The organism is Streptomyces sp. NPDC021115 (genome assembly GCF_044333065.1).
In the GTDB taxonomy this organism is placed as follows: domain Bacteria; phylum Actinomycetota; class Actinomycetes; order Streptomycetales; family Streptomycetaceae; genus Streptomyces.
Map to the genome: position 1 here is coordinate 99,509 of NZ_JBIRQF010000018.1, position 24,261 is coordinate 123,769.

Below are 24,261 nucleotides of genomic sequence, written 5' to 3' on the forward strand. Positions count from 1 at the left end.
GGGCCCGGGCAGGGCTCGTCACTCCGTTTTGCCCGTCGTGGCACGGGCCCAACTGCCCTGCCCGGCCCACCGGCAGAGCGCGAACCCGGCAACGGCCACCACGAGATACGCGGGCACCAGCAGCACCGCGTCCGGTGTCGTCGCCTCGACGGGCCACCCGGTGTGGCGCCGGTCGCCGTCCAGCGCGATCCGGTTGACGGTCAGAAAGGTGAGATGGGTGCCCACGGCGGCCCACAGGGGGGCCTGCCGTACCGCCGTCCTCGCCGCGACCAGCGTCAGCCCGAAGACGGTCAGCAGGATCAGGTAGTCCACCGGGTTCTGCCCCTCCGGCGCCCAGCCGACCGGTCCGGGTTCGCCGCCGAGGAGCCGTACGGTCGCTGCCTCCGCCGCCGTGGAGGCGCCCGGCACCAGCAGGAACACGCCCGTCGTGCCGAGTGCCGCCCCCGTACCGCCGAACCGCTGCCGCAGCGAGGACCAGGCGTAGCCGCGCAGCGTCGTCTCCTCCGGCAGCGCTTCGAGCAGCAGCGCCACCACCGCGTTGGAGATGAGGAACCGGGCGAGGCCGAGGGGCTCGGCCGCTGACCACCGCAGCATGCCCGCCGCCGTCCCCGCCCCCAGTGCCAGGGCGGCCGCCCCGGCCGTCACCCCCGCCCCGGTCAGGAACGCACCGGCGCTCGCCCGCGCCCCGCCGAACCCCAGCGATGCTGCCATCGGCCGCCCCGACCGGCGCGTCAGCAGCCACACCGCGGGCAGGGCCGCACCGCTCACCAGCGCGGCCACCGTGAGATTGCCGAGCCCGACCGCCGTGTCCAGCCCGGTCCCCACCCCGAGGGCCACGGCCATCACCAGCCCGCCGAGGAGGGCCCGGCCGAGGGCGACGGCGGCTGAGGGGGCGGGCGGGGCGGGGTGAAGCCGGGGCATACGGAGATCCTCAAGAGCTGCGGCGAGCCGTGGGCGATGTACCCGCCATCCTCATGTCCCGCGCCGCCCCGGGCCTCATGATCGATGATGAAAGCCCGGTACATCCTTCGATGGAGGAAGTGGTCGGTCGCGCACTCCTTTCAGGGGGTGGCGGTCCTCGGAAGCGACCCCCCTCGCTTTATTACACCTGTATGAAAGCGAGGGGGGCGATGCGTGACGTCTGTCGATGGCCGGGGTCGGACGTGACACCTAGATTCCACTGAACCGCAACCCGCCCCACACCCGCCTTCACCGGGCTTCGGTCCTGCTCGGGGCCCCCTTTTCGTGTCACCGATCGGGGACACGGCTCACCGCCGGTGACGCTCCCCGCACGCCCCCACAGGGGTGTCCGTGCGCGCCGGCTCCCGCCGTCATTCAGAGACGAGGAACGATCATGAGCGCCCAGAAGCCGATCACCACGGACGCCCGCGCCCCCGGTGGCAACGAGTCGCCGCCGGGCGTATCCCCATCCGGGGGTTCCGGTACCGACGAGGGTCTGAAGGCCGGGCTCAAGAACCGCCATCTGTCGATGATCGCCATCGGCGGGGTGATCGGGGCCGGGCTGTTCGTCGGTTCCGGTGCGGGGATCGCCGCGGCGGGGCCCGCCATCCTGCTCTCGTACGCGCTGGTGGGCACCCTGGTCGTGCTGGTGATGCGGATGCTCGGCGAGATGGCCGCCGCCGACCCGGTCTCCGGTTCGTTCTCCTCGTACGCGGACCGGGCGCTCGGCCGCTGGGCGGGGTTCACGATCGGCTGGCTGTACTGGTTCTTCTGGGTCGTGGTGCTGGCGGTGGAGGCCACCGCGGGTGCCGCCATCCTCACCGGATGGGTGCCCGCCGTGCCGCAGTGGGCATGGGCGCTCATCGTGATGGTGGTGCTGACCGCGACGAACCTGGCGTCCGTGGGCTCCTACGGCGAGTTCGAGTTCTGGTTCGCGGGCATCAAGGTGGTCGCGATCGCGGCGTTCATCGTGATCGGCGGGCTGGCGGTGTTCGGTGTGCTGCCGGGCGCCTCCGACAGCGCGGTCGGCACCGCGAATCTGACCGGCCACGGCGGTTTCCTGCCGAACGGTCCCGGTGCCGTGCTCACCGGGGTGCTGCTGGTCGTGTTCTCCTTCATGGGCAGTGAGATCGTCACGCTCGCGGCGGGGGAGTCCGCCAATCCGCGCAAGGCGGTCGCCCGCGCCACCAACAGTGTCATCTGGCGGATCGCGGTCTTCTACCTCGGTTCGATCGCCATCGTGGTGACCCTGCTGCCATGGAATTCCCCCGAGGTGAAGAAGAGCCCGTACGTGGCCGTGCTCGACCACATCGGCATTCCCCACGCCGGTCCGGTGATGGACGTGGTCGTGCTGACCGCCGTGCTCTCCTGTCTCAACTCCGGCCTGTACACGGCCTCCCGGATGGCGTTCTCGCTCGGCGGGCGCGGGGACGCGCCGAAGGCGTTCAGCCGCACCACCGGGCGCGGCGTCCCGGCCACGGCGATCCTCGCCTCGGTCGTCTTCGGTTTCGTGGCGGTCTTCTTCAACTACGCCTACCCCGACACCGTGTTCCAGTTCCTGCTGAACTCCTCCGGCGCGGTGGCGCTCTTCGTCTGGCTGGTGATCTGTTTCTCGCAGCTGCGGATGCGGCGCGTCCTGGAGCGCGAGTCCCCGGAGCGGCTGACGGTGAAGATGTGGGCGTACCCGTATCTGACCTGGGTCACCATCGGCATGATCGTCTTCGTCGTGGGCTACATGTTCACCGACCCGACCGGCCGTGAGCAGATGATGCTGTCGCTGCTCGCCGCGGCCGTCGTGCTCGGTGTCGCCCTGGTGCGCGAGGTGCGGCGGAAGCGGACCGAAAAGGAGCTGGCGCAGCGGTAAAAGACCATGTGCGCGCAGGATGGGCGGAGTGTTTCATTCCGCCCATGATGCGCCCATGGAAGTGAAACTGACGCGTCGTCACTTTTTAGGTGTCGCGGCCCTGCAGACGGCCGCCGCCCTCGGACTCACCCGCATCGGACTCACTCCGGCGGCCGCCGCCGGGAGTACCGACTACGCCCCCGCCCTCGTCATCGGATCCGGCTACGGCGCGGCGGTCGCCGCGCTCCGGCTGGGCGAGGCGGGCATCCGCACCCTCGTCGTCGAGATGGGCCGCCTCTGGGAGGCCCCGGGCCCGGACGGGGCGGTGTTCTGCTCGATGACCGCCCCCGACCAGCGCTCCATGTGGTTCAAGCGCAGAACCGAGGCGCCACTGTCCACGTTCCTGTGGCTGGACGTCATCAACAAGGACATCACGCCCTACCCCGGTGTGCTGGACCGGATCCGGCACCCGAACATGTCCGTCTACGTCGGGCGCGGGGTCGGCGGCGGATCGCTGGTCAACGGCGGTATCGCGGTCACCCCGCGCCGCGCGTACTTCGAGGAGGTGCTGCCGGGTGTCGACGCGGACGCGATGTACGGCACGTACTTCCCGCGCGCCAACCGCATGCTCGGCACCGCCACCGTCCCCTCCGACTGGTTCGAGAGCACGGAGTGGTACCAGTACGCCCGGGTCGCCCGTGCCCAGGCGAGTGCGGCGGGGCTGAAGACCGTCTTCGTGCCCAGCTCTTACGACTTCGACTACATGGAGCGCGAGGCCGCGGGGACGGCCACCAAGTCAGCGCTCGCACAGGAGGTCATCTACGGCAACAACCACGGCAAACGCAGCCTCGACAAGACCTATCTCGCGGCCGCCATCGGCACCGGGAACGTCACCATCGACACGCTCAGCCGCGCCCGCGCGGTGCGGCGGGCCGCCGACGGTACGTACGTCGTCACCGTCGACCGCATGGACACCACCGGCGCGGTCACCGCGACTGACGAGATCGGCTGCCGTGCCCTGTTCCTCGGCGCGGGCAGCCTGGGCACGACCGAACTCCTGCTGCGCGCCCGCGAGACCGGCACGCTGCCCGCCCTGAACGCGGAGATCGGCCGCGGCTGGGGCGGCAACGGCAACGTCATGCTGGGCCGCGCCAACCACATCTGGAACCCCACCGGGGCCCATCAGTCCACGATCCCGGTGACGGCCATCGACGACTGGTCCAACGCGGCCAACCCGGTCTTCGCCGAGGTGGCCCCGCTGCCCGCCGGGACCGAGACCTGGGCCAGCCTCTACCTGGCGATCACCAAGAACCCCGAGCGCGGCACCTTCACCTACGACGCCGCCAAGGACGCCGCCGTACTGAACTGGACCGCGGGGCAGAGCGCCCCGGCCATCGCGGCCGCGAAGTCCCTGTTCGACCGGGTCAACGCGGCCAACGTCACCATCTACCGCTACGACCTCTTCGGCGACACCCGCGCCTTCGCCGCCGACTTCTGCTACCACCCGCTGGGCGGCTGCGTACTGGGCCGGGCCACGGACGCGTACGGCCGGGTCGCCGGTTACCAGCGGCTCTATGTGACCGACGGATCCCTCGTCCCGGGCTCCCTCGGCGTCAACCCCTTCGTGACCATCACGGCCCTGGCGGAACGCACCATGGCCCGGGTCCTCACCGAGGACGGCCTGGGCCGCTGACGGCCCCCATCGCACCACGACGCCGGGACGCTCCGCATCGCGCCCCGGCGCCACCTGACCCCGACTCGGCGTCAGGTACTCAGCACGGAGTCGTCCTGGACGCGGGCCCCCGGGAGCTGATGGCGGGCGGCGATCAGGGCGGTGTCCACGTCCCGCGTCCCGGTGGAGACGCACAGGGTGTACGCGATGTCGTCCATGCGCTGCCGCACCTCAGGGCCGCCCACGTCGGCGTGCAGGGCGTGCAGGGTCTCGTACTGCTCGACGAGATTGCGCAACACGGCGGGGTGGGCCATCAGCATGGGGGCTCTCCTCGGGGTGATGGGACTGCCGGACATCGAACGGAACCGGCATCCGTCTACCCGGCGCGCGAGGCTCCATGCACGGGCGTCGCGCCCGCGGCCGCCGCGGCGGGTGCGGGGCGCTGCCGGGGGAGGAAGGCGGCGAGGGCGAAGGCCAGCAGAGCGGCCCCGGCGCCGATGGCCATGACCACCCGGAAGCCGTTCTGGGCGGGGAGGGTGACGGAGCCGAGGGTGAGGGTCATCTCGGCCAGCACGACGCCCGCCACCGCGCTCGATATCGAGGTGCCGATGGACCGCATCAGGGTGTTGAGGCTGTTCGCGGCGGCCGTCTCCGACACCGGTACGGCCGCCATGACGAGCGCGGGCATGGCCCCGTAGGCGAGCCCGACACCGGCCCCGATGACGCAGGAGACGAGGACTAGGTGCCAGATGGCGGACATCAGCGCGATGTTCAGGCCATAACCGGCGGCGACCACGACGGCGCCGAGCATCAGCGTCACCTTGGGGCCCTGGTTCTTGGAGATGCGGGCGGACAGCGGCGCCATGGCCATCATCACCAGACCCGACGGCGCCATGACCAGGCCCACGGTCAGCATCGTCTCCCCGAGGCCGTAACCGGTGGCCTCCGGCAGCTGGAGCAGCTGCGGCATCAGCAGGGACATCGCGAACATGGAGAAGCCGAACGACGCGGAGGCGAGGTTGGTGAGCAGCACCTGACGCCGTGCGGTGGTGCGCAGATCCACCAGCGGCCGCGCGGAGCGCAGCTCCCACCGGCCCCACAGCGCCAGCGTGACCACCGAGGCGAGGAACAGCCCGCCGGTGAGCCCGCTGGTCCAGCCCCAGGTGGCGCCCTTGGAGATGGCCAGCAGCAGGCACACCAGCGCGATCGACAGACCGGCCGCCCCCGCCACGTCGAAACGCCCGCCGCTGCGCACCGCGGATTCGGGAACGAGCTTCGCCACGAGCGCGGTGGCGAGCACGCCGAGCCCGGCCGCGGTCCAGAACAGCACGTGCCAGTCGGCGCGTTCGGCCAGCAGCGCGGCGGCGGGCAGCCCCAGGGCGCCGCCGACCCCGAGCGAGGCGCTCATCAGCGCGGTGGCCGCGCCGAGCCGCTCCGGGGGCAGTTCGTCGCGCATGATGCTGATGCCGAGCGGGATCACCCCGGCCGCCAGGCCCTGGAGGGCCCGTCCGACGACCATCGGGGCCAGGGAGTCGCTGAGGGCGCCGACGGCCGACCCGGTGACCAGCAGGGACAGGCTGATCAGCAGCATGCGCCGCTTGCCGTACATGTCTCCCAGCCGTCCCACCACCGGTGTCGCGACGGCGCCCGCCAGCAGGGTGGCGGTGATGGCCCAGGTGGTGTCCGCGGCCGAGGCGTGCAGCAGGGTGGGCAGCTCGGGGATCAGCGGGATCACCAGGGTCTGCATCAGCGAGACCACGATCCCGGACAGGGCCAGGACTGCCACGACGGTGTTCGTGCGCGGCGGGCCGGAGGCCCCGGCGGCGGGTCTGGGCGGGGTGTCGGACATGGCGGGGCCTCCGTGTGGGCGTGCGAGGGGTGGTGCGGATGAGCGCTTCGGGCCAAATTTAAATCAGCTGCTTGACTTAAGGTACCGGATCCGATTGCCTGATCACCCGATGACGCCCGGATCGAGCGCATGACGAGGCTGCGGCGGCGACCGGGACAGGTTCGCCTGGTCCGACGCGCTGCTCAGCGAGCTGATCGCGGCGACGGGTGGCGGACCCGGCAGAGGAAGGAACAGGCATGACGCTTGCGGAGTTTCCGATGGCCAGGGCGGCGGGCTGCCCGTTCGACCCGCCGCCCGCGCTGCGGGAGAAGACCGGGGAGGGGCCGCTCGCCAGGGTCCGGCTGTGGGACGGCAGCACACCGTGGCTGGTGACCCGGCACGCCGAACAGAAGGCCCTGCTGGGCGATTCCAGGGTCAGCGCCGATGTCACCCGGCCCGGATATCCGAGCCAGGCCCCGCTGCCCAAGGACCGGTTCGGCATCAGCTTCATCCTGATGGACGACCCCGAACACGCCCGGCTCCGGCGCATGGTCACGGCGCCGTTCGCCATCAAGCGGGTGGCGGCCATGCGTCCGGCCGTGCAGAGGATCGTGGACGACCTCATCGACGAGATGCTGGCCGGTCCCACCCCGGTCGACCTGGTGCAGGCGTTCGCCCTGCCGGTGCCCTCGCTGGTGATCTGCGAGCTGCTGGGGGTGCCGTACGCCGACCACGACTTCTTCCAGGAGAACAGCAAGGTCCTCATCAACCGTGAGGTGACGCCCGAACAGCGGCTGGCCGCCCATGGAGCGCTGCTCGGCTACCTGGACGGCCTGATGGGGGAGAAGATCGCCCACCCCGTGGACGATCTGCTGTCGGGTCTCGCCCGGCGGATCACGGTGGGCGAGCTGGCCCGCGAGGACGCGGCCCAGATGGGCGTACTGCTCCTGCTGGCGGGCCATGAGACCACCGCGAACATGATCGCGCTGGGCACCCTCGCCCTGCTGGAGAACCCCGGCCAGCTCGCGCTGCTGCGCGAGAGCGACGATCCGAAGCTGGTCGCCTCGGCGGTGGAGGAGCTGCTGCGCTACCTCAACATCACCCACAGCGGGCGGCGCCGGGTGGCTCTCGCGGACATCGAGGTCGCGGGCCAGGTCATCCGGGCCGGTGAGGGGATCATCCTGGCCAACGACATCGCCAACCGGGACCCCGAGGTCTTCGCCGACCCCGACCGCCTCGACCTGCGGCGCGACGCCCGCCGCCATGTGGCGTTCGGCTTCGGGGTGCATCAGTGCCTGGGCCAGCCGCTGGCCCGGATGGAGCTCCAGGTCGTCTACAGCACCCTCTACCGCCGCATCCCCACCCTGCGGCTGGCCACCGATCTGGAGAAGGTCCCCTTCAAGCACGACGGATCGGTCTACGGCGTCTACGAACTGCCCGTGGCCTGGTGACCTCGCGCTGACCCCACGGTGACCCCTCGGCTGAGCCTCCCGGCGGCGCGGCTTCGACCGCGTGGATCACGCCGCCGGGAGGAGCTGTGGGGTGTCAGCCGATGGCGGTACGGACCGCCGTCGGGGCGTGCTCGGGGCTGGTGGCCAGCTCCTCGAACTCGTTGATGTTGTCGAGCTCGGTGCCCATGGACACGTTGGTGATGCGCTCCAGGATGATCTCGACGACGACCGGGACCCGGAATTCGGCCATGAGCTTCTTGGCCTCCTCCAGCGCGGGCGCGATGCGGTCCGGCTCGAAGACCCGGATGGCCTTGCAGCCGAGCCCCTCGGCGACCTTGACGTGGTCGACGCCGTAGCCGCCGACCTCGGGCGCGTTGACGTTGTCGAAGGACAGCTGGACGCAGTAGTCCATGTCGAAACCGCGCTGGGCCTGGCGGATCAGCCCCAGATAGGCGTTGTTGACCACGACATGGAGGTACGGGATCTGGAACTGGGCCCCGACCGCAAGCTCTTCGATCATGAACTGGAAGTCGTAGTCGCCGGAGAGGGCGACCACGGGGGCGTCCGGATCGGCGGTCGCCACACCCAGCGCGGCCGGGACGGTCCAGCCCAGCGGCCCCGCCTGACCGGCGTTGATCCAGTGCCGGGGGCGGTAGACGTGCAGCATCTGGGCGGCCTGGATCTGGGAGAGGCCGATCGTGGAGACATAGCGGGTGTCCGGTCCGAACGCCCGGTTCATCTCCTCGTAGACCCGCTGCGGCTTCACCGGCACCTGGTCGAAGTGGGTCTTGCGCAGCAGCGAGCCCTTGCGGTGGCGGCAGCTGTCGGCCCAGTCGGCGCGGTCCGGCAGCCGCCCGGCCGCCTTGAGTTCGTGTGCGGCCTCGACGAACAGCTCCAGCGCGGCCCGGGCGTCGGAGACGATGCCGTAGTCGGGCGCGAACACCCGCCCGATCTGGGTGGGCTCGATGTCCACGTGGACGAACGTACGGCCCTTGGTGTAGGTGTCGACGCCGCCGGTGTGGCGGTTGGCCCAGCGGTTGCCGACGCCGAGGACGAAGTCCGACTCCAGCAGGGTGGCGTTGCCGTAGCGGTGGGCGGTCTGGAGGCCGACCATGCCCGCCATCAGCGGGTGGTCGTCGGGGATGGTGCCCCAGCCCATCAGGGTGGGCACGACCGGCACCCCGGTCAGCTCGGCGAACTCCACCAGCAGATCGGCCGCGTCGGCGTTGATGATGCCGCCGCCCGCGACCAGCAGCGGCCGCTCGGCCGCCTCGAGCAGGCTCATCGCCTTGTCGATCTGCGCCCGGGTCGCGGCAGGCTTGTGGATCGGCAGCGGCTCGTAGGTGTCCGGGTCGAACTCGATCTCGGCCATCTGCACGTCGATGGGCAGGTCGATCAGGACCGGCCCGGGGCGGCCGGACCGCATCAGGTGGAACGCCTGCTGGAACGCGCCCGGCACCTGGGCGGGCTCCAGGACCGTCATGGCCATCTTGGTCAGCGGCGCCGCGATCGAGGCGATGTCGACCGCCTGGAAGTCCTCCTTGTGCAGCTTGGACACGGCCGCCTGGCCGGTGATGCACAGGATCGGGATCGAATCGGCGCTCGCCGAGTACAGACCGGTGATCATGTCGGTGCCCGCGGGGCCGCTGGTGCCCACACAGACGCCGATGTTCCCGGCCTCGGCCCGGGTGTAGCCCTCGGCCATGTGCGAGGCGCCCTCGACATGCCGGGCCAGGACGTGGGTGAGGCCGCCGTTGCTGCGCATCGCGGCGTAGAAGGGGTTGATCGCCGCGCCGGGGAGACCGAAGACGTGAGTGGTGCCCTCACGCTTCAGGATCTCCACCGCCGCCTGAGCCGCTGTCATACGCGCCATGGGGTTCTCCTGTGGTTCCGGGGGTGTTCAGTGGTTGTCGCGGCCGGCCAGGCGCTCGACGCCGCGCAGCAGCGCGGAGTGGTCGAGGTCGCCGTCGCCGCAGGCGCGGGCGGAGGCGACCAGCTGGGCGACGACGGAGCCGACGGGCAGCGGTGCGCCGACCGCCCGGGCGGCGTCGGTGACGATGCCCATGTCCTTGTGGTGCAGGTCGATGCGGAAACCGGGCTGGAACGAACGGCTCAGCACCGCGTCCCGCTTGCGGGCCAGCACGGTCGAACCGGCCAGGCCGCCGCCCAGGACCTCCAGCGCCGCCTTGAGGTCGACCCCGGCGTTCTCGAGGAACACCACGGCCTCGGCCAGCGCCTCGAGGTGGACGGCCACCATCAGCTGGTTGGCGGCCTTGACCGTCTGCCCGGCGCCGTGCGGGCCGACGTGCACGATCGTGGTGCCCAGCGCCTCGAACACCGGCCCCGCGTCGGCGAAGTCGTCCGGCTCGCCGCCGACCATGATGGACAGGACGCCCTCGATCGCGCCCGCCTCGCCGCCGGACACCGGGGCGTCCAGCGTGCGGACGCCCTTGGGCTGCGCGGCCGCCTCGACCTCCAGGGAGGTCTGCGGGGTGATGCTGCTCATGTCGATCAGCAGGGTGCCCGGCGCGGCGTGTTCCAGGACGCCGCCCTCGCCGAGGACGACCTCCTTCACCTGCGGGTCGGCCGGGACCATGGTGATGACGACCTCGGCGTCGCGCACCGCGTCGGCGATGCTGTCCGCGCCGCGGCCGCCCGCGGCGACCAGCTTGTCGACGGCCGCGCGGCTGCGGTTGTAGCCGGTGACGGTGTGCCCGGCCTTGACCAGGTTGGCGGCCATCGGGCCGCCCATGATGCCGAGGCCGATGAAGGCGATCTTCCGTGGCGTAGCGGTCACTGTCGTGCTCCTTTTTTCTGGGGCTCGGTTCGCCTCCGGGGCGCCGCAGCCGGTGTCGACGGTCGACCGTGCTCGACTCCTCGCGCGGCGGAGCCGCACATCGATACGAGTCCGAGGAGTCTCCGCGCGCTCTCCCTTTCGACACCGACGCGCCCCTTCGGCTCACTCGCCGGTTGGGTGGGTCGGTTCAGGCGTGGGCGGTGCTGCCGCGCCGCTCGCGCGGGAGCCAGTCGAAGCTGTCGGCGCTCGGGCCCCCGGCCTTGTACTCCAGGCCCACCCAGCCGTCGTAGCCCGTCGTCTCGATCCTGGTGAGCAGCCCGTCGAGGTCCAGCTCGCCGCTGCCCGGCGCACCCCGGCCGGGGGCGTCCGCGATCTGTACGTGGCCGATGCGCTCGGCGTGGGCGGCGATCACATCGGCCACGTCGTCGCCGTTCACGGCCAGGTGGTAGAGGTCGGCGAGGAAGCGCACGTTGCGGGCGCCGGACGCGCGCTCCACCCGGTCGATGACGCCGATCGCGTCCGCCGCGGTGAGCAGGGGGTACGCGGGGGCGCCGCTGACCGGCTCCACCAGCACGGTGCCGCCGATGCGCTGCGCCGCCTCGGCCGCCAGCGCCAGGTTCTCGGCGCCCAGGGCGTCCTGCTCCGCCGGGTCGGTGCCCTCGACGCGGTTGCCGTACAGGGCGTTGAACGCGCGGCAGCCCAGCTGTTCGCCGATCCCCACGGTCACGTCGATGTTGTCGCGGAACTCCGCGCTGCGGGCGGGCCACGACACCAGGCCGCGGTCGCCGCCCGGCATGTCCCCGGCGAAGAAGTTCAGCCCGGTCAGCTGGACCCCGGCATCGCGGACGGCCCGGACGAAGGCGTCGACGTCCTTGTCGTCCGGCACCGCCACGGTGTGGGGCCACCAGAACTCGACCGCGTCGAACCCGGCGGCCTTCGCCGCGGCGGGGCGCTCCAGCAGCGGCAGTTCGGTGAAGAGGATCGACAGGTTGACCGTGTAGGGGAGACGGTGGGCGCTCATTTCTCACATCCCGGGAGGTGGTTGTTCGGGTCGTATTCGTGCGTATGCGTACATTCGGGGGGTATGCGATACGGCGGAGACAGGTCAGCCGCAGCTCGCGTCCCGGACAGCCGCGGCGACCGCGGGCGCGACGTCCGGGTCGAAGACGCTGGGGACGATGTGTCCGGCGTGCAGGGCGTCGGCCGCCACCGTGTCGGCGATGGCGCGGGCCGCGGCGATGAGCATCGGGTCGGTGATCTCCCGGGCGCCCGCGTCGAGGAGTCCGCGGAAGATCCCGGGGAAGGCCAGGACGTTGTTGATCTGGTTGGGGTAGTCGCTGCGGCCGGTCGCGACGACGGCGGCGTGGCGCCCCGCCTGGACCGGATCGACCTCGGGGTCGGGGTTGGCCAGGGCGAAGACGATCGCGTCGTCCGTCATCGCCGCCACGTCGTCGCCGGTGAGGATGTCGGGCGCGGAGACGCCGATGAAGACGTCCGCGCCGCGCAGGGCGTCCGCCACGCTGCCGGAGCGGTTTCCGGCGTTGGTGCGCTCCGCGAGCGCGCGGCGGGAGGCGTCCAGGCCCTCCCGGTCGCGGTGGACGACGCCGTGCCGGTCGCAGGCCACGATGTCACCGGCGCCCTCGGCGGCCAGCAGCCGGATGATGGCGGTCCCCGCGGCGCCCACCCCGCTCACCACGATCGTCGTGTCGGCGAGCTTCTTGCCGACGACGCGCAGGGCGTTGGTGAGGGCGGCGAGGACGACGACCGCCGTGCCGTGCTGGTCGTCGTGGAAGACGGGGATGTCCAGCTTCTCGCGCAGTCGCCGTTCGATCTCGAAGCAGCGGGGTGCGGCGATGTCCTCGAGGTTGACGCCCCCGTACACCGGGGCGAGCAGCTCCACGGCCCGGACGATCTCGTCGGTGTCCTGGGTGTCCAGGCACACCGGCCACGCGTCCACGTCGGCGAACCGCTTGAACAGGGCGGCCTTGCCCTCCATGACGGGCAGGGCCGCCGCGGGGCCCAGGTTGCCCAGCCCGAGCACGGCGGAGCCGTCGGTCACGACCGCGACGGTGTTGCGCTTCACGGTGAGGCGGCGGGCCTCTTCGGGGTCGTCGGCGATGGCCCGGCAGACCCGGGCGACGCCCGGGGTGTAGGCGCGGGAGAGGTCGTCGCGGTCGCGCAGCTCGACCCGCGGGTTGACCTCCAGCTTGCCGCCGATGTGCATGACGAACGTGGCGTCGCCGACCGTGCGCACCCCGACCCCGTCGAGCGCCGCCACCGCGTCGGCGATCACCTGGATGTGGTCGCTGTCGACGGCGTCGCAGGTGAGGTCGACGACGATGCGGTCGTGGCCGGTCTCGACGACGTCGAGCGCGGTGAGCACACCCCCGGCGTCGCCCACCGCCGCGGCCAGCCGCCGGGTGGAGGCGGCGTCGGCGGGGGCCTCCGCGCGCAGAGTGAGGGCGAATCCGGGACTCGGTGTGGGCATGAGCTCTACTTCCACGATGCGGATACTGATTTTTGCTTAGTGGAATAACAACTCTTGTGGAGCGTCGGCGTCAAGCCCCCGGCGACGGTTGATGGTGATGGGTCCGCTTCAACAAAATGTTTGATCAACCCGCTGGGTGCGAAGCGTTGACATGGCTTCGCGGCCGACCTATACATCTCCCAAGTTGAAAAAAGTTTTCCGCGAAGTGGAATGGCCCGGAGCGGGGAGAGGTGACCACCCCCTCCTCCAGAGAACCGAGCCGTCCCCCGGTGGCATCGCTCCGGCGGGACCGTCCCACGCTCGTGTCATCCCCAGAGGAGCCCCGCCCCGTCTGTGGAGTGCGGCCCGCCCCAGGAGGTTCAAGACGTGAAACCCATCCATCTGCTCGGCGCGATCCCGTTTCTCGGGATCCTCGGGGGGATCTTCTTCGTGAACCGGGTGACGCCCTACGTCCTCGGCATGCCGTTCATCCTCTTCTGGCTGGTCCTGTGGGTCGTCCTGATCTCGGCGACCATGGCCGTCATCTACCTGCTCGACCCCGCCAACCGTGAGGAGACCACCTCGTGATCGCCCTCGCCGTGATCTTCCTGTTCCTCGCCGCATCGCTGCTGCTGGGGCTGCGCGCCCGCCGCGGAAGGGACATGGACCTGGAGCAGTGGTCGGTCGGTGGCCGCGGCTTCGGCTCGATCTTCGTCTTCCTGCTGCTGGCCGGGGAGATCTACACGACCTTCACCTTCCTCGGCGCCTCCGGCTGGGCGTACGGCAAGGGCGCACCGGCGTACTACATCCTCTGTTACGCCTCGCTCGCCTATGTGCTGTCCTACTGGCTGCTCCCCGCCGTCTGGCGGTACGCCAAGCAGCACCGGCTCATCTCGCAGTCCGACTTCTTCGTCGCCAAGTTCGAAAGCCCGCTGCTCGGCGCGCTCGTGGCCCTCGTCGGCGTCATCGCGATGGTCCCGTACCTCGTCCTTCAGCTGAAGGGTCTCGGGATCATCGTGTCCGTCTCCTCCGACGGCCGGATCCCCTCCCACTGGGCCATCGTCATCGGCACCGTCGCCCTGACCGTCTACGTCACCATCTCGGGCATCCACGGCTCCGCGTGGACCGCCGTCATGAAGGACGTCACCATCCTCGCGGTCGTCCTGATCCTCGGCATCTACCTGCCGATCCACTACTTCGGCGGCTTCGAGGACATGTTCCAGGCGGTCGACAAGCACCAGGCGGGCTTCCTCACCTTGCCCTCCAGCGGCATGAGCACCTCGTGGTTCGCCTCCACCGTGCTGCTCTCGGCCCTCGGCTTCTACATGTGGCCGCACACGTTCAGCGCCTCCTACAGCGCCCAGAACGAGCGTGTGTTCCGCCGCAACGCCATCTTCATGCCGCTCTACCAGCTCATCCTGCTCTTCGTCTTCTTCGCCGGGTTCACCGCCATCCTCGTCGTGCCCGGCCTCAAGGGCGCCGACGCGGACCTGTCGCTGCTGCGCATCACCACCGCCACGTTCCCGTCGTGGTTCGTGGGCATCGTCGGCGGCGCGGGGCTGCTCACCGCGCTGGTCCCCGGGTCGCTGCTGCTGATGACCTCCGCGACCTGTCTGGCGAAGAACGTCTACCGCCTCGCCCGCCCGCAGAGCAGCGACCGGCAGGTGACCCGCCTGGCCCAGTGGCTGGTCCCCGCCCTCGCGCTGGTCTCCCTCTACTTCACCTTCAACGGCGGCAGCTCCATCGTGTCCCTGCTGCTCATGGGCTACGCCCTGGTGACCCAGCTCTTCCCCGCCCTGCTCGCGAGCCTGGGCAAGCGTCAGCTGGTCAGCAAGCAGGGGGCGGCCGCTGGCATCGTCGTCGGCGTGGTCACGGTCGCCGCCGTCACCCTCTCCGGTGCCACGGTCGGCAGCCTGCTGCCGGGCTTCCCGCAGAGCATCAAGGACCTGAACGTGGGTGTCATCGCGCTGGTCCTCAACGCCGTGGTGATGGTGGCCGTTTCCGCCGCCACCCGCACGGCGGGGCGCCCCAGCCCCGCCCCGCGGGTCCAGCCCGAGGCCACGGCGGGCGCCGGCTGAGCAGTCCGCGCGTGCCACACGCCGCCGCCCCCGGCCTCGGCCGGGGGCGGCGGCGTGTGCGCGACCACGAAGGCGCCCCCCCGCGCGGTCGAATTCTTTCGGCCGTACGGCCTCTCGCGCGCGTGGGCGGCCCGGACGTCAGAAGACTGAAACCAGGCACCCGCCGACGAGAGGACACCTGATGCGCCCCACCCGACACCCCGCCGCCGTACCGCCCCCACGGGCCGACGTGTGACGACCCCCGTCCGCACCGCACGCGTCGGCGTCGGTGCGGATCCGTGCGCCGACACCGACCGGGACGTGTCCGCCGCGGTGGACCGGGCGCTGCGCGATGTGTTCCGCACGCGACGTGGCGAGGCGCTGACCGTCGACACGGTCTTCGCCGAGCACGTGGTGCGGGCGCTCACCGAGTTCGCGCTCGCGGGCTGCTCCCGCAGGCGGGCCGCACTGCTGTGGTGGGGGTGGCGGGTCTGCGGCGGGCAACGAGGGGAGGAAAGTCCGCGGGCGGTACTGGACGTCGCGGCGGCGCTGGAGCTCATCCAGTGCTGTGCGCTCGTCCACGACGACGTCATGGACGGCTCCGCCCTGCGCCGCGGACGGCCCGCCGTCCACGTCGACCGCTACGGCGGCGGACAGCCGCCGGACCCGCGCGGTGCGGCGCCGTTCGGCTGGTCCGCCGCGGTGCTCCTCGGTGACCTCGCCCTGGTCTGGGCCGACGACCTGGTCGCCGGAGCCACCCTCGGTGCGCCCGCCCGCGAGCGGCTGCTTCCGCTGTGGCGGACGATGCGCATGGAGATGGTGGCCGGACAGTACCGCGACCTCAACCCCTCCGATCCCGCGTCCTGTTCACCGGGGCGCGCGCTGCGCACCGCCTTCCTGAAGAGCGCGCTGTACTCCGTTGAGCGCCCACTCGCCCTCGGCGCCGCACTGGCCGGGGCCGACCGTGCCACCCGCCGTGCCCTGCGCGACGCGGGGCGTTGCGCGGGCCTGGCCTTCCAATTGCGCGACGACCTCCTCGGCGCGTTCGGCGACCCCGGGGTGACCGGCAAGCCCTCCGGCGACGATCTGCGGCGGGGGAAGGCCACCTATCTGGTGGCGGTCGCCCGCAAACGCGCCCGGGAGAGCGGAGATACGGCCGCCCTGCGCGTGCTGGACCGGGCCTGCGGCGACCGGTCCCTCTCAGCGGCGGGCCTCGATCGGGTCCGCGACGTGCTCACCGCCACCGGCGCCCCGGCCGCCGTGGAGACGCGCATCGACCGCTTGGCGGACCACTGGGCGGCCCGGCTGCACGGGGCCGGGCTGGACGCGGTCCCGCTGGCCCGGCTGCTCGCCGTACTCGACACGGCCGCGGGCCGCCGGGCCCCCGACGGGGGCGGGCGCCCATGAGGACCGTCGCCGGTCCCACGGGCCATGTCGTGGTCGTCGGAGCGGGCCTGTCCGGGCTCGCCGCCACCCTGCACCTGCTCGGCGCCGGACGCCGGGTGACCCTGGTGGAGCGCGCCGCCGGGCCCGGTGGCCGGGCCGGCCGGCTGGAGCGCGGCGGCTACCGCTTCGACACCGGACCCACCGTGCTCACCATGCCGGACCTCCTGGGCGAGACGCTGGCCGCCGTGGGGGAGGAGGTGTCCGACCGGCTCGACCTGGTCGCGCTGCACCCCGCCTACCGGGCCAGCTTCGCCGACGGCAGCAGCTTCGACGTCCACACCGACGCGGACGCGATGGAGGAGTCCGTACGCGCCTTCGCCGGGCCGCGGGAAGCGGCCGGGTACCGGCGGCTGCGGGCCTGGCTGGAAGCCCTCCACCGGGCCCAGATGCGCCGTTTCATCGACGCCAACTTCGACTCGCCGCTCCAGCTGCTCCACCCGGACCTGGCCCGGCTGGCCGTGCTCGGCGGCTTCGGACGGCTCGACCCCGGCATCGGCCGCTTCGTCCGCGACGAGCGGCTGCGCCGGGTCTTCTCGTTCCAGGCCCTCTACGCGGGCGTGCCTCCGGCCCGCGCACTGGCCGCGTACGCCGTCATCGCGTACATGGACACCGTCGCGGGCGTGTACTTCCCCCGTGGCGGCATGCACGCCGTGCCCCGCGCGCTGGCCGCCGCGGCCGCCGACGCCGGTGCCGACCTGCGCTACGGCCAGCGGGCCACCGGGCTGGAGCAACGTGGCGGGCGGGTCACCGCCGTCCTCACCACGGCCGGACGCGTTCCCTGCGACGCCGTCGTCCTCAGCTGCGAGCTGACCGAGGCCTACCGGCTGCTGGGCCGCGCCCCGCGCCGTCCGCTGCGGCTGCGGCGTTCACCCTCGGCCGTCGTCCTGCACACCGGCACCGACCGCACCTGGCCGCAACTGGCCCACCACACCCTCTCCTTCGGCGCCGCCTGGCGCGCCACGTTCGAGGAGCTGACCGTGTCCGGACGGCTGATGAGCGATCCCTCACTCCTCATCACCCGGCCCACCACGCACGACCCCGGACTCGCGCCGCCCGGCCGCCATGTCCACTACATCCTCGCGCCCTGCCCGAACACCGACATCGGGCCCGGCCCCGCAGCGTGGCGCACCCTGGGTCCGCGCTACCGGGACCGCGTCCTCACCGAGCTGGAGCGCCGCGGTCTGACCGGACTCGGGTCGGCCATCGAACAGGAATGCCTGGTCACCCCGGCCGACTGGACTGCCCAGGGACACGCCGCGGGCAGCCCGTTCTCGCTCGCCCACACCTTCGGCCAGACCGGGCCCTTCCGCCCGGCCAACCTCGTACGCGGCACGGAGAACGCGGTGCTGGCGGGCTGCGGCACCACCCCCGGGGTGGGCGTCCCGACCGTGCTGATTTCCGGAAAGCTGGCCGCCGCCCGCATCACCGGCCACTCCCGCCCCGATGCCCGCCGCACCCGGCCGCGGGCCCTCCACCGGCAAGGACGCCCATGACCCGACACGAACTCGATGCCGCGGGCATCCACGACCCGGCCCTGCGCGCCGACTATCTGCGGTGCAGGCTGCTCAACGCCCGTCACGGCAGGACGTACTTCCTGGCCACCCGCCTCCTGCCCGCGGCCCGGCGCCCCGCCGTGCACGCGCTCTACGGCTTCGCCCGCCGGGCCGACGACCTCGTGGACACCCCGGGCGGCACCGCCCTGCCCGAAGCGCGCCTGGACCGGCTCGCCGACGAACTGTCCCGGGGCCTGCGCACCGGCCGCAGTGCGGAGCCCGTCGTACGGGCACTGGCGCACACAGCCGCCACCTACCGCATCGACCACCGGCACTTCACCGACTTCATGGCCTCGATGCGGGCCGACCTCACCGTCACCGACTACCCCACCTTCGCGCACCTGCGCCACTACATGCACGGATCGGCCGCGGTGATCGGGCTGCAAATGCTGCCCGTGCTCGGCCACGTCGTACCCCGCGAGGACGCCGAGCCGCACGCGGCGGCGCTCGGCGTCGCCTTCCAGCTCACCAACTTCCTGCGAGACGTGGGCGAGGACCTGGACCGCGGCCGGATCTATCTGCCGGCCGACCTGATGGCCGCACACCGAGTGGACCGGGAACGCCTGCTGTGGTCCCGCCGCACCGGGCGGCGGGACTGGCGGATCACCGCCGCACTGCGCGAATTCGCCGCCCTGACCCGTGGCTACTACCGCCGGGCACTGCCCGGCATCCCGATGCTCGACCAGGTGGCCCGCCCCTGCATCCGTACCGCGTACGTGCTCTACGGAGGCATCGTCACCGCCGTCGAGCGCGACGGTTACGCGGTACTGCACCAGCGCTCGGTGGTGCGGCGACAGGTACGGGCCGCGGTCGCGTTCGACGGACTGGTCCGGGTCGGCGCCGCCCGGCTGCTGGCCGCCCGCGGCGCACGCACCGCCCCGTCCGGACGGCCGCTCCCCGTCGAGGGGGCCGCATGAGGCCACCCCCACCCCGCCCGGGCCGTCTTCCGTTGTCCCTGCGCCGCCGCGGCCTCCCCTGGGACCGGCAGCGACCCACCTGGCGTGAGGCCAGGCCCGCTCGGATCGCCGCGGCCCTGAAACGGGCGCAGGACCGCCCCTCGGGCAACTGGTACGTGCTCGGCGCGTCCGCCGCCGTCGCTCCGGGCCGTGCCTTCGGCCGCACCGTCGCCGGGACCGAGGTGGTGGCCTGGCGGGACACCGCCGGACGCCTCGTCGCCGGGCCCGGTGCGTGTCCGCACCTCGGGGCGCCGCTGAAGGACGCGGCGGTCAGCCGCGGCAGGCTCATCTGCCGTTGGCACGGCCTCGACCTGAACGGGAGCGCCGCCGCGGGCTGGTCCCCGCTGCCTGCCCATGACGACGGCGTCCTCGCCTGGGTCCGGCTCGACGCGGCCGGCGGCGAGGAGCCGCTGGAGAGCCCGGTGCTGCCGTCCCGCCCGGCGGCCGGGGCCACGGTCGCCGCCGTCCACGACGTCACCGGCACCTGCGAGCCGGCCGATGTCGTCGCCAACCGCCTCGACCCGTGGCACGGCGCATGGCTCCACCCGTATTCCTTCGTCGATCTCACCGTCGAGGAGCCGGACGGCGAGGACACCCTCGCCGTCCAGGTGTCCTTCAAGCTCGCGGGACGCGTGGTCGTCCCCGTCCGTGCCGTCTTCTCCGCATCCGGGCCCCGTACGGTCGTCATGCGCATCACCGACGGCGAGGGCCGCGGCTCGGTCGTCGAAACCCACGCCACTCCGCTCGCCGCCGACCACCGCGGCCGCCCCCGCACCGCCGTCATCGAGGCGGTCCTGGCCACGTCCGACCGCCCCGGCTTCGCCGTCGCCCGCGCGGCCGCACCCCTGCTGCGCCCCCTGATGCGCGGTGTCGCCGGGCGACTGTGGCGCGACGACCTCGCCTACGCCGAACGCCGCTGGGCCCTGCGGGAGACCGGGCGCTTCCCGGGCTGAGCCGTGGCGTCGCCCCGTGCGCACGCGCGTACGGTGCGCGGGCGGGTCAGCGGCCGGCCGCCGGTCGTCTCCGGCGTGTCGCGAGCAGCCGGTGCACACCACGCAGCACGGCCGTGCGGCCGTGGCGCGGGACCGTCCACAGCCGCTGGCCGCGCACACCCCAGCGGGCGAGCAGCGCGTTGGCGGCCAGGAATCCGCTGGTGGCCGCCCGTTCCATCAGGGCGACCGGCAGATCGGTGCGGACCAGATCCCCGGCCAACACCACCGCCGGGTGGGGTGTGCGCACCGTGGGCCGGTCGCGGTAGCCGCCGACCGGGAAGGCCGGGCAGTCGGCGTGCCACTCATGGCGGATGTCCACCACTTCGGCACCCCGGGTCTCGGGGTAGACCCGGGCCAGCTCCGCCCGCAACCGGCGCTGCACGGCGGCCCGGTCGGCTGCCGGGTCGACGGCGTACGCGTGCAGTTCCAGCACCGACCCGCCGGTGGCCGCCGCCCAGCGGGCCGCTTCGCCCTCCCACCGGGAGACGACGCTGACGTTGTCGAGCGGCCCGTAACCGCTCGTACCGAGGAAGCCGGGGCGGTCGGGGGCCGTAGGTGTGTCCAGCCACAGGCGGGAGACCAGGAACGGCGGCGCGGTCCGCAGGGCCGCGAGCCGGTCCCGCCACCTCGGATCGCCCAGCCCGGGGGAGTTCGCGACCAGCCCGCGCAGGCCCGCCGTGTCCAGGGCCAGCACCACCCCGTCGTACGCCTCCCCGTCCACCGCCACCCTGCCGCCGTCCAGCGGGCACACCGACTCGACGGCGGCGCCCAGCCGCACCCGCGTGCCGTGGCCCTCCAGATAGCGCCGCAGGGGTTCCCAGAGCGCGTCCGGGAACGGCTCGCGCACCACGTCGAACAGCAGCCCCTCGCTCGACCCGAGGAAGTAGATGTGGAACATCACCGCCAGCTCGGCCGCGGACAGTTCGCCCGGGTCCACGAAGAAGCTGCGGGAGAACACCTCGAACGCCAGGTGCCGGGCCGCCGTCGGGAAGCGGACCGCGTCCAGGAACTCCGCCGCGCTCAGCGCGTCCAGCCGCTCGTGAATCCACGGCAGCCGGACGTCGAACAGCGGCAGGGCGGCCACCGGGTCCATACCGGCCAGGTCCCGCCAGCCGAACGACGGACTGCGCGCGGCGAAGCCGAGCGCGGACCACGGCGGGACGCGCGGGACGCCCGTGAAACCGTCCCGCAGACCGGAGCCGTGCCACAGCGGATAGTCCGGCAGCCCGGTGAGCATGCTCAGACCCGGGTCGATGCGTCGCAGCAGCCCTCGCAGGTTGTAGTACTGCCGGAAGAACGCGTGGAAACCGCGGCACATCGTCACCGCCGACCCGTCCGCGAGCGTCGTCGGCCACCCGGCCAGCCGCCCGCCGAGCACCGCGCGGCGCTCGTACAGCACCACCTTCGCCCCGCGCTCGGCCAGCCCGGTCGACGCCGCGAGCCCCGCGATCCCGCCCCCCACCACCGCGACCCTCGGGGCACACCCGGCGGGGACCCGGGCCCGGCCCGCCGCCACCGGCAGCATCTCGGCCCGCCGGTCCCGCCCCCGGCGGGCCGCCACCGCGGGTGTCACGGCTCCCGCCGCAGCGGCGCACGGCCGGTGACGGTATGCACGATGCCGGTCTGCCACCCTGGCACCGGCAACACCCGGACACCGGTGAAGCCCGCTCTCGCCATCCGCTGTGCGAACACCGGGGCGGTGTCGAACTCCAGCACGCTGCGCCGCAGACGCCGGTAGCGGCCACGGTCGCCGGTCAGCGTGGCGGCCGGTTGGACGACGGCCGTGCACACCGCGTTCCACACCAGCCGGTGCGCGCGGCGTCCGCTCAGCGTGTACTCGTGCACGGCGAGCCGGCCACCCGGTGCCAGCAGGTCCCGCACGGTGGCGAGGGCGGCGTCCGGGTCGGTGACGTCACGGAACAGACAGGACGCCAGAACGGCGTCGAACGGGCCGCGCACTCCCGCCTCGGCCAACCGCTCCACCCGCGCGTGCACGAACTCCACCCCCGGCGGCCACCTCTTGCCCGCGGCCCGGGCCGGCATCCCCGCGGAGGCGTCCACCGCCGTGATCCGCGCCTTCGGCGCCACGGCGAGCAGCGCGGCCGTCGAGGCGCCGGTCCCGCACCCCAGGTCCAGCAGCCGCAGCCCGGCCCCGCCGTCCGTCGTCCCCAGCCGTCGTGCGGAGCGGCGCAGTGGGGCCCGGTGCCCCGGGGTGATCAGGCTGCGCCGGTCGTGCCCGGTCGCCGCGCCGTCGCACGCGGCGTGCGGCTCCGCGTCCCGCGACGGCGTCATGTCCGGCGCTCTCCCCGGTCCCGCGGACCGTGGCGAGGGCTGCCGTGACCGGTCGGCGTGCCGTCGGAGCCAGGGCAGCTCGGCCACTGTCCAGAGCATGGGCGCCACCGGTGTCCGCACACCGACCATGACGTCCTCCGCGAGGCCGGTGCGGCCGTCCAGGAAGCGCAGCAGCCGGTCGGCGGGGACGTGGCGGAAGAGACCGGTGAAGACGTCGGCGCCCACCCGGCCGGTTGCCAGGGCGCGCAGCATGGTCGCGTCCAGGGCGAGCGCGCGGGCCGGGTAGGGGGCGGGCGGCACCGGGCGGCGGCCGGCGGCGAGGGCCGCCGCCACCGCGCGGGACTGCCGCTGCACCGCGGCGAACGTGTAGCCGGTGGCGGGGCGGGTGGCGCCGCCCGCGGCGCCGATCCGGAAGACCGCGGAGCCCGCGTGGCGGAGGAAGCGGGCGTCGGTCATGGGGATGACGCCCTGCTCGGTGGAGAGCACCCGGAAGGGTGGCAGCCGTAGTACGGCCCCGGTGTAGTGGCGCAGGGCCGCCTCGTACGCGCCGGCGACCGGCAGGGCGGACGAGAACTCGGTGTACTCGACCAGCGCCTCACGGTCGCTCAGCGGCAGCACATAGCCGAAGGACAGGCCCCCGTCCGGCGGCTGCGGGGTGCGGAAGTCCATCAGCTCCGCCACCGCGGGGTCCAGGGCCGGGGAGTCGCAGCGGATGAACCAGCCCCGGAAGTGCTGGAGCAGAGTGGTGCGTGCCGGTGGCAGGGTGGCCGCAGGGCGGGAGTCGAAGGCCCACCGGGTGCGCCAGACGACCGGGCGGCCGTCGGCGCCGGTGCCCCGCACCACAGCGCCGCCCGCGTCGCCCACGGCGTCGCGCACCTCGCTCACCACCGCTTGGACCCGCCGCACCGAGGGCGACGCGTCGAGCCGGGCGCCCACCCAGCCCTCGAAGTCGCGCGACCGCAGCATCTTGTAGACGAAGGGCGCGAGCTCACGGACCAGCGGGCGGCCGTCGGCACCGTGCACCCTGACCCGGTCCCAGCGGGCCGCCAGCGCCACGTCGAAGTCGCCTCCCGGCTCCTCCCACCAGCACCAGGTGCGCTCCGGTGGACGCAGCGGCCCGTCCGGGGCCTCGACCAGCAGCACCCGGGGCGGGCAGGGCAGCGTGGCGAGCCGGTGGGCCAGCGTGAGACCGCCCGCGCCCGCTCCGACGACGGCCACGTCAGCGTCCCACGCCACCATCGGCTCCGCGGATCCGCCGAGTAGCCCTAGGGGGTGTCTTGCCGATCATGCCGGGCTCCCGACGTCTGGTGCGGCACCTCGCGGCCCCGCGCTCGTCGCGCGCAGCGCCGCTGCGCTCTCCTCACGCGGGTTGCGAGCTACCGAGCCCCCAGCTACCGCTGGGAGGTGCCCCCTGACGCCGCTCGCTGATCCGGCCTGATCGACAAGACACCCCCTAGCGCCGGACGCCGCGGTGGCGGCGCATCAGGAGCACACCGCCGGCCGCGACGGCCAGAACGGCGCCGCCGAGGAGGGTCGGCTTGTTCTCGGCGACCGCGGCGGGCCCGAATCCGGCGTGGACGCCACCACTGGGGTGGCTGCGCAGAACCTCGACAGCATCCGTGATCTTGATGTTCGGCGGACACTTCACGATGACCTCGTGGCTGCCGGAATCGGCGTCCACCGGAATCCGGAATTGGCCGGTGAGCACACCGGTGTGGTTGTCGTCGAACAGGTGGAACTCGTCCCCGCTCGCGGAGCCCTTGCCGTAGGTCTCCGAGCCGCAGGCGGCCGTACGGACGGTGACCGTGGAGCCCGGAGCGCCGTACCTCGGACTGATGTTCAGCTGCGTGTCATCGGCGGCGGCCGCCGCCGGTCCTTGCAGCGCGAGGGCGCAGAGGGCCAGGCCGATGCCTGCACCGGCGGGTACGTAACGCATGAAGTCCTCCA

The 24,261-nt window shown here is 72.8% G+C and carries 19 protein-coding genes and 1 pseudogene; 9 read left to right on the top strand and 11 right to left on the bottom strand.

Annotated elements, in window-relative coordinates; all coding sequences use genetic code 11:
* Positions 1–18 precede the first annotated feature (18 nt).
* Entirely contained in the window at positions 19–921 is a 903-nt protein-coding gene (locus tag ACH4TL_RS36330; RefSeq protein WP_398326661.1) for a type II CAAX prenyl endopeptidase Rce1 family protein, read from the bottom strand.
* 433 nt (positions 922–1,354) lie between these two features.
* On the opposite strand from ACH4TL_RS36330, the gene ACH4TL_RS36335 reads away from it, so the two are divergent.
* Positions 1,355–2,824 (top strand): amino acid permease, encoded by a 1,470-nt coding sequence (locus tag ACH4TL_RS36335; protein WP_398326664.1) that lies wholly within the window; start codon positions 1,355–1,357, stop codon positions 2,822–2,824.
* Positions 2,825–2,879: 55 nt separating this feature from the next.
* Positions 2,880–4,496 carry a GMC oxidoreductase gene (locus ACH4TL_RS36340; RefSeq protein ID WP_398326667.1) on the top strand — a complete coding sequence of 539 codons (1,617 nt, stop codon included), beginning with the start codon at positions 2,880–2,882 and terminating at the stop codon, positions 4,494–4,496.
* 71 nt (positions 4,497–4,567) lie between these two features.
* Here the strand turns inward: ACH4TL_RS36340 and ACH4TL_RS36345 are convergent, their stop codons facing one another.
* Positions 4,568–4,795 (bottom strand): DUF5133 domain-containing protein, encoded by a 228-nt coding sequence (locus tag ACH4TL_RS36345; RefSeq protein WP_398326670.1) that lies wholly within the window; start codon positions 4,793–4,795, stop codon positions 4,568–4,570.
* A gap of 56 nt (positions 4,796–4,851) precedes the next feature.
* The gene (locus tag ACH4TL_RS36350; RefSeq protein WP_398326673.1) at positions 4,852–6,324 is read right to left on the bottom strand and encodes an MFS transporter; all 1,473 of its coding nucleotides are present in this window, start codon (positions 6,322–6,324) and stop codon (positions 4,852–4,854) included.
* A gap of 236 nt (positions 6,325–6,560) precedes the next feature.
* On the opposite strand from ACH4TL_RS36350, the gene ACH4TL_RS36355 reads away from it, so the two are divergent.
* A complete protein-coding gene (locus ACH4TL_RS36355) occupies positions 6,561–7,754 on the top strand; it encodes a cytochrome P450 (protein ID WP_398326676.1) in 1,194 nt (397 codons plus the stop codon).
* 94 nt (positions 7,755–7,848) lie between these two features.
* On the opposite strand, the gene gcl is transcribed toward ACH4TL_RS36355, so the two are convergent.
* From gcl to ACH4TL_RS36375, 4 genes are all read right to left on the bottom strand, one after another.
* Complete coding sequence (gene gcl, locus ACH4TL_RS36360) at positions 7,849–9,627, bottom strand: glyoxylate carboligase (RefSeq protein ID WP_398326679.1); 1,779 nt, start codon at positions 9,625–9,627, stop codon at positions 7,849–7,851.
* Between the two features lie 27 nt (positions 9,628–9,654).
* Positions 9,655–10,551: a 2-hydroxy-3-oxopropionate reductase gene (locus ACH4TL_RS36365; RefSeq protein WP_398326682.1), complete on the bottom strand. Its 897-nt coding sequence runs from the start codon at positions 10,549–10,551 to the stop codon at positions 9,655–9,657.
* Positions 10,552–10,738: 187 nt separating this feature from the next.
* A complete protein-coding gene (locus ACH4TL_RS36370) occupies positions 10,739–11,572 on the bottom strand; it encodes a hydroxypyruvate isomerase family protein (RefSeq protein WP_398326685.1) in 834 nt (277 codons plus the stop codon).
* 84 nt (positions 11,573–11,656) lie between these two features.
* Positions 11,657–13,039, bottom strand: a complete 1,383-nt coding sequence (locus ACH4TL_RS36375) for an NAD-dependent malic enzyme (RefSeq protein ID WP_398326688.1) — start codon at positions 13,037–13,039, stop codon at positions 11,657–11,659.
* A gap of 366 nt (positions 13,040–13,405) precedes the next feature.
* On the opposite strand from ACH4TL_RS36375, the gene ACH4TL_RS36380 reads away from it, so the two are divergent.
* The 6 genes from ACH4TL_RS36380 to ACH4TL_RS36405 all read left to right on the top strand — a co-directional run bounded on the left by ACH4TL_RS36380 (position 13,406) and on the right by ACH4TL_RS36405 (position 19,983).
* Positions 13,406–13,606 carry a DUF3311 domain-containing protein gene (locus ACH4TL_RS36380; RefSeq protein ID WP_398326691.1) on the top strand — a complete coding sequence of 67 codons (201 nt, stop codon included), beginning with the start codon at positions 13,406–13,408 and terminating at the stop codon, positions 13,604–13,606.
* On the top strand, positions 13,603–15,096 hold the full coding sequence (locus ACH4TL_RS36385; protein WP_398326694.1) for a sodium:solute symporter: 1,494 nt from the start codon (positions 13,603–13,605) through the stop codon (positions 15,094–15,096). The genes ACH4TL_RS36380 and ACH4TL_RS36385 overlap by 4 nt, the downstream gene beginning before the upstream one ends.
* Before the next feature lie 231 nt (positions 15,097–15,327).
* The gene (locus ACH4TL_RS36390) at positions 15,328–16,482 is read left to right on the top strand and encodes a polyprenyl synthetase family protein (RefSeq protein WP_398326697.1); all 1,155 of its coding nucleotides are present in this window, start codon (positions 15,328–15,330) and stop codon (positions 16,480–16,482) included.
* Positions 16,479–18,014 carry a phytoene desaturase family protein gene (crtI, locus tag ACH4TL_RS36395; protein WP_398326700.1) on the top strand — a complete coding sequence of 512 codons (1,536 nt, stop codon included), beginning with the start codon at positions 16,479–16,481 and terminating at the stop codon, positions 18,012–18,014. Before ACH4TL_RS36390 ends, crtI begins: the two co-directional genes overlap by 4 nt.
* A complete protein-coding gene (locus ACH4TL_RS36400; protein WP_398326703.1) occupies positions 18,011–18,991 on the top strand; it encodes a phytoene/squalene synthase family protein in 981 nt (326 codons plus the stop codon). Before crtI ends, ACH4TL_RS36400 begins: the two co-directional genes overlap by 4 nt.
* Complete coding sequence (locus ACH4TL_RS36405; RefSeq protein ID WP_398326706.1) at positions 18,988–19,983, top strand: DUF5914 domain-containing protein; 996 nt, start codon at positions 18,988–18,990, stop codon at positions 19,981–19,983. Before ACH4TL_RS36400 ends, ACH4TL_RS36405 begins: the two co-directional genes overlap by 4 nt.
* Before the next feature lie 46 nt (positions 19,984–20,029).
* On the opposite strand, the gene ACH4TL_RS36410 is transcribed toward ACH4TL_RS36405, so the two are convergent.
* From ACH4TL_RS36410 to ACH4TL_RS36425, 4 genes and pseudogenes are all read right to left on the bottom strand, one after another.
* Positions 20,030–21,547, bottom strand: a complete 1,518-nt coding sequence (locus tag ACH4TL_RS36410; RefSeq protein ID WP_398326868.1) for an FAD-dependent oxidoreductase — start codon at positions 21,545–21,547, stop codon at positions 20,030–20,032.
* 44 nt (positions 21,548–21,591) lie between these two features.
* On the bottom strand, positions 21,592–22,314 hold the full coding sequence (locus ACH4TL_RS36415; protein WP_398326871.1) for a class I SAM-dependent methyltransferase: 723 nt from the start codon (positions 22,312–22,314) through the stop codon (positions 21,592–21,594).
* Between the two features lie 9 nt (positions 22,315–22,323).
* Positions 22,324–23,553: pseudogene (locus ACH4TL_RS36420) on the bottom strand (lycopene cyclase family protein); the annotation flags it as partial.
* 214 nt (positions 23,554–23,767) lie between these two features.
* Positions 23,768–24,250 (bottom strand): sortase, encoded by a 483-nt coding sequence (locus ACH4TL_RS36425; protein ID WP_398326709.1) that lies wholly within the window; start codon positions 24,248–24,250, stop codon positions 23,768–23,770.
* Positions 24,251–24,261: the final 11 nt, after the last annotated feature.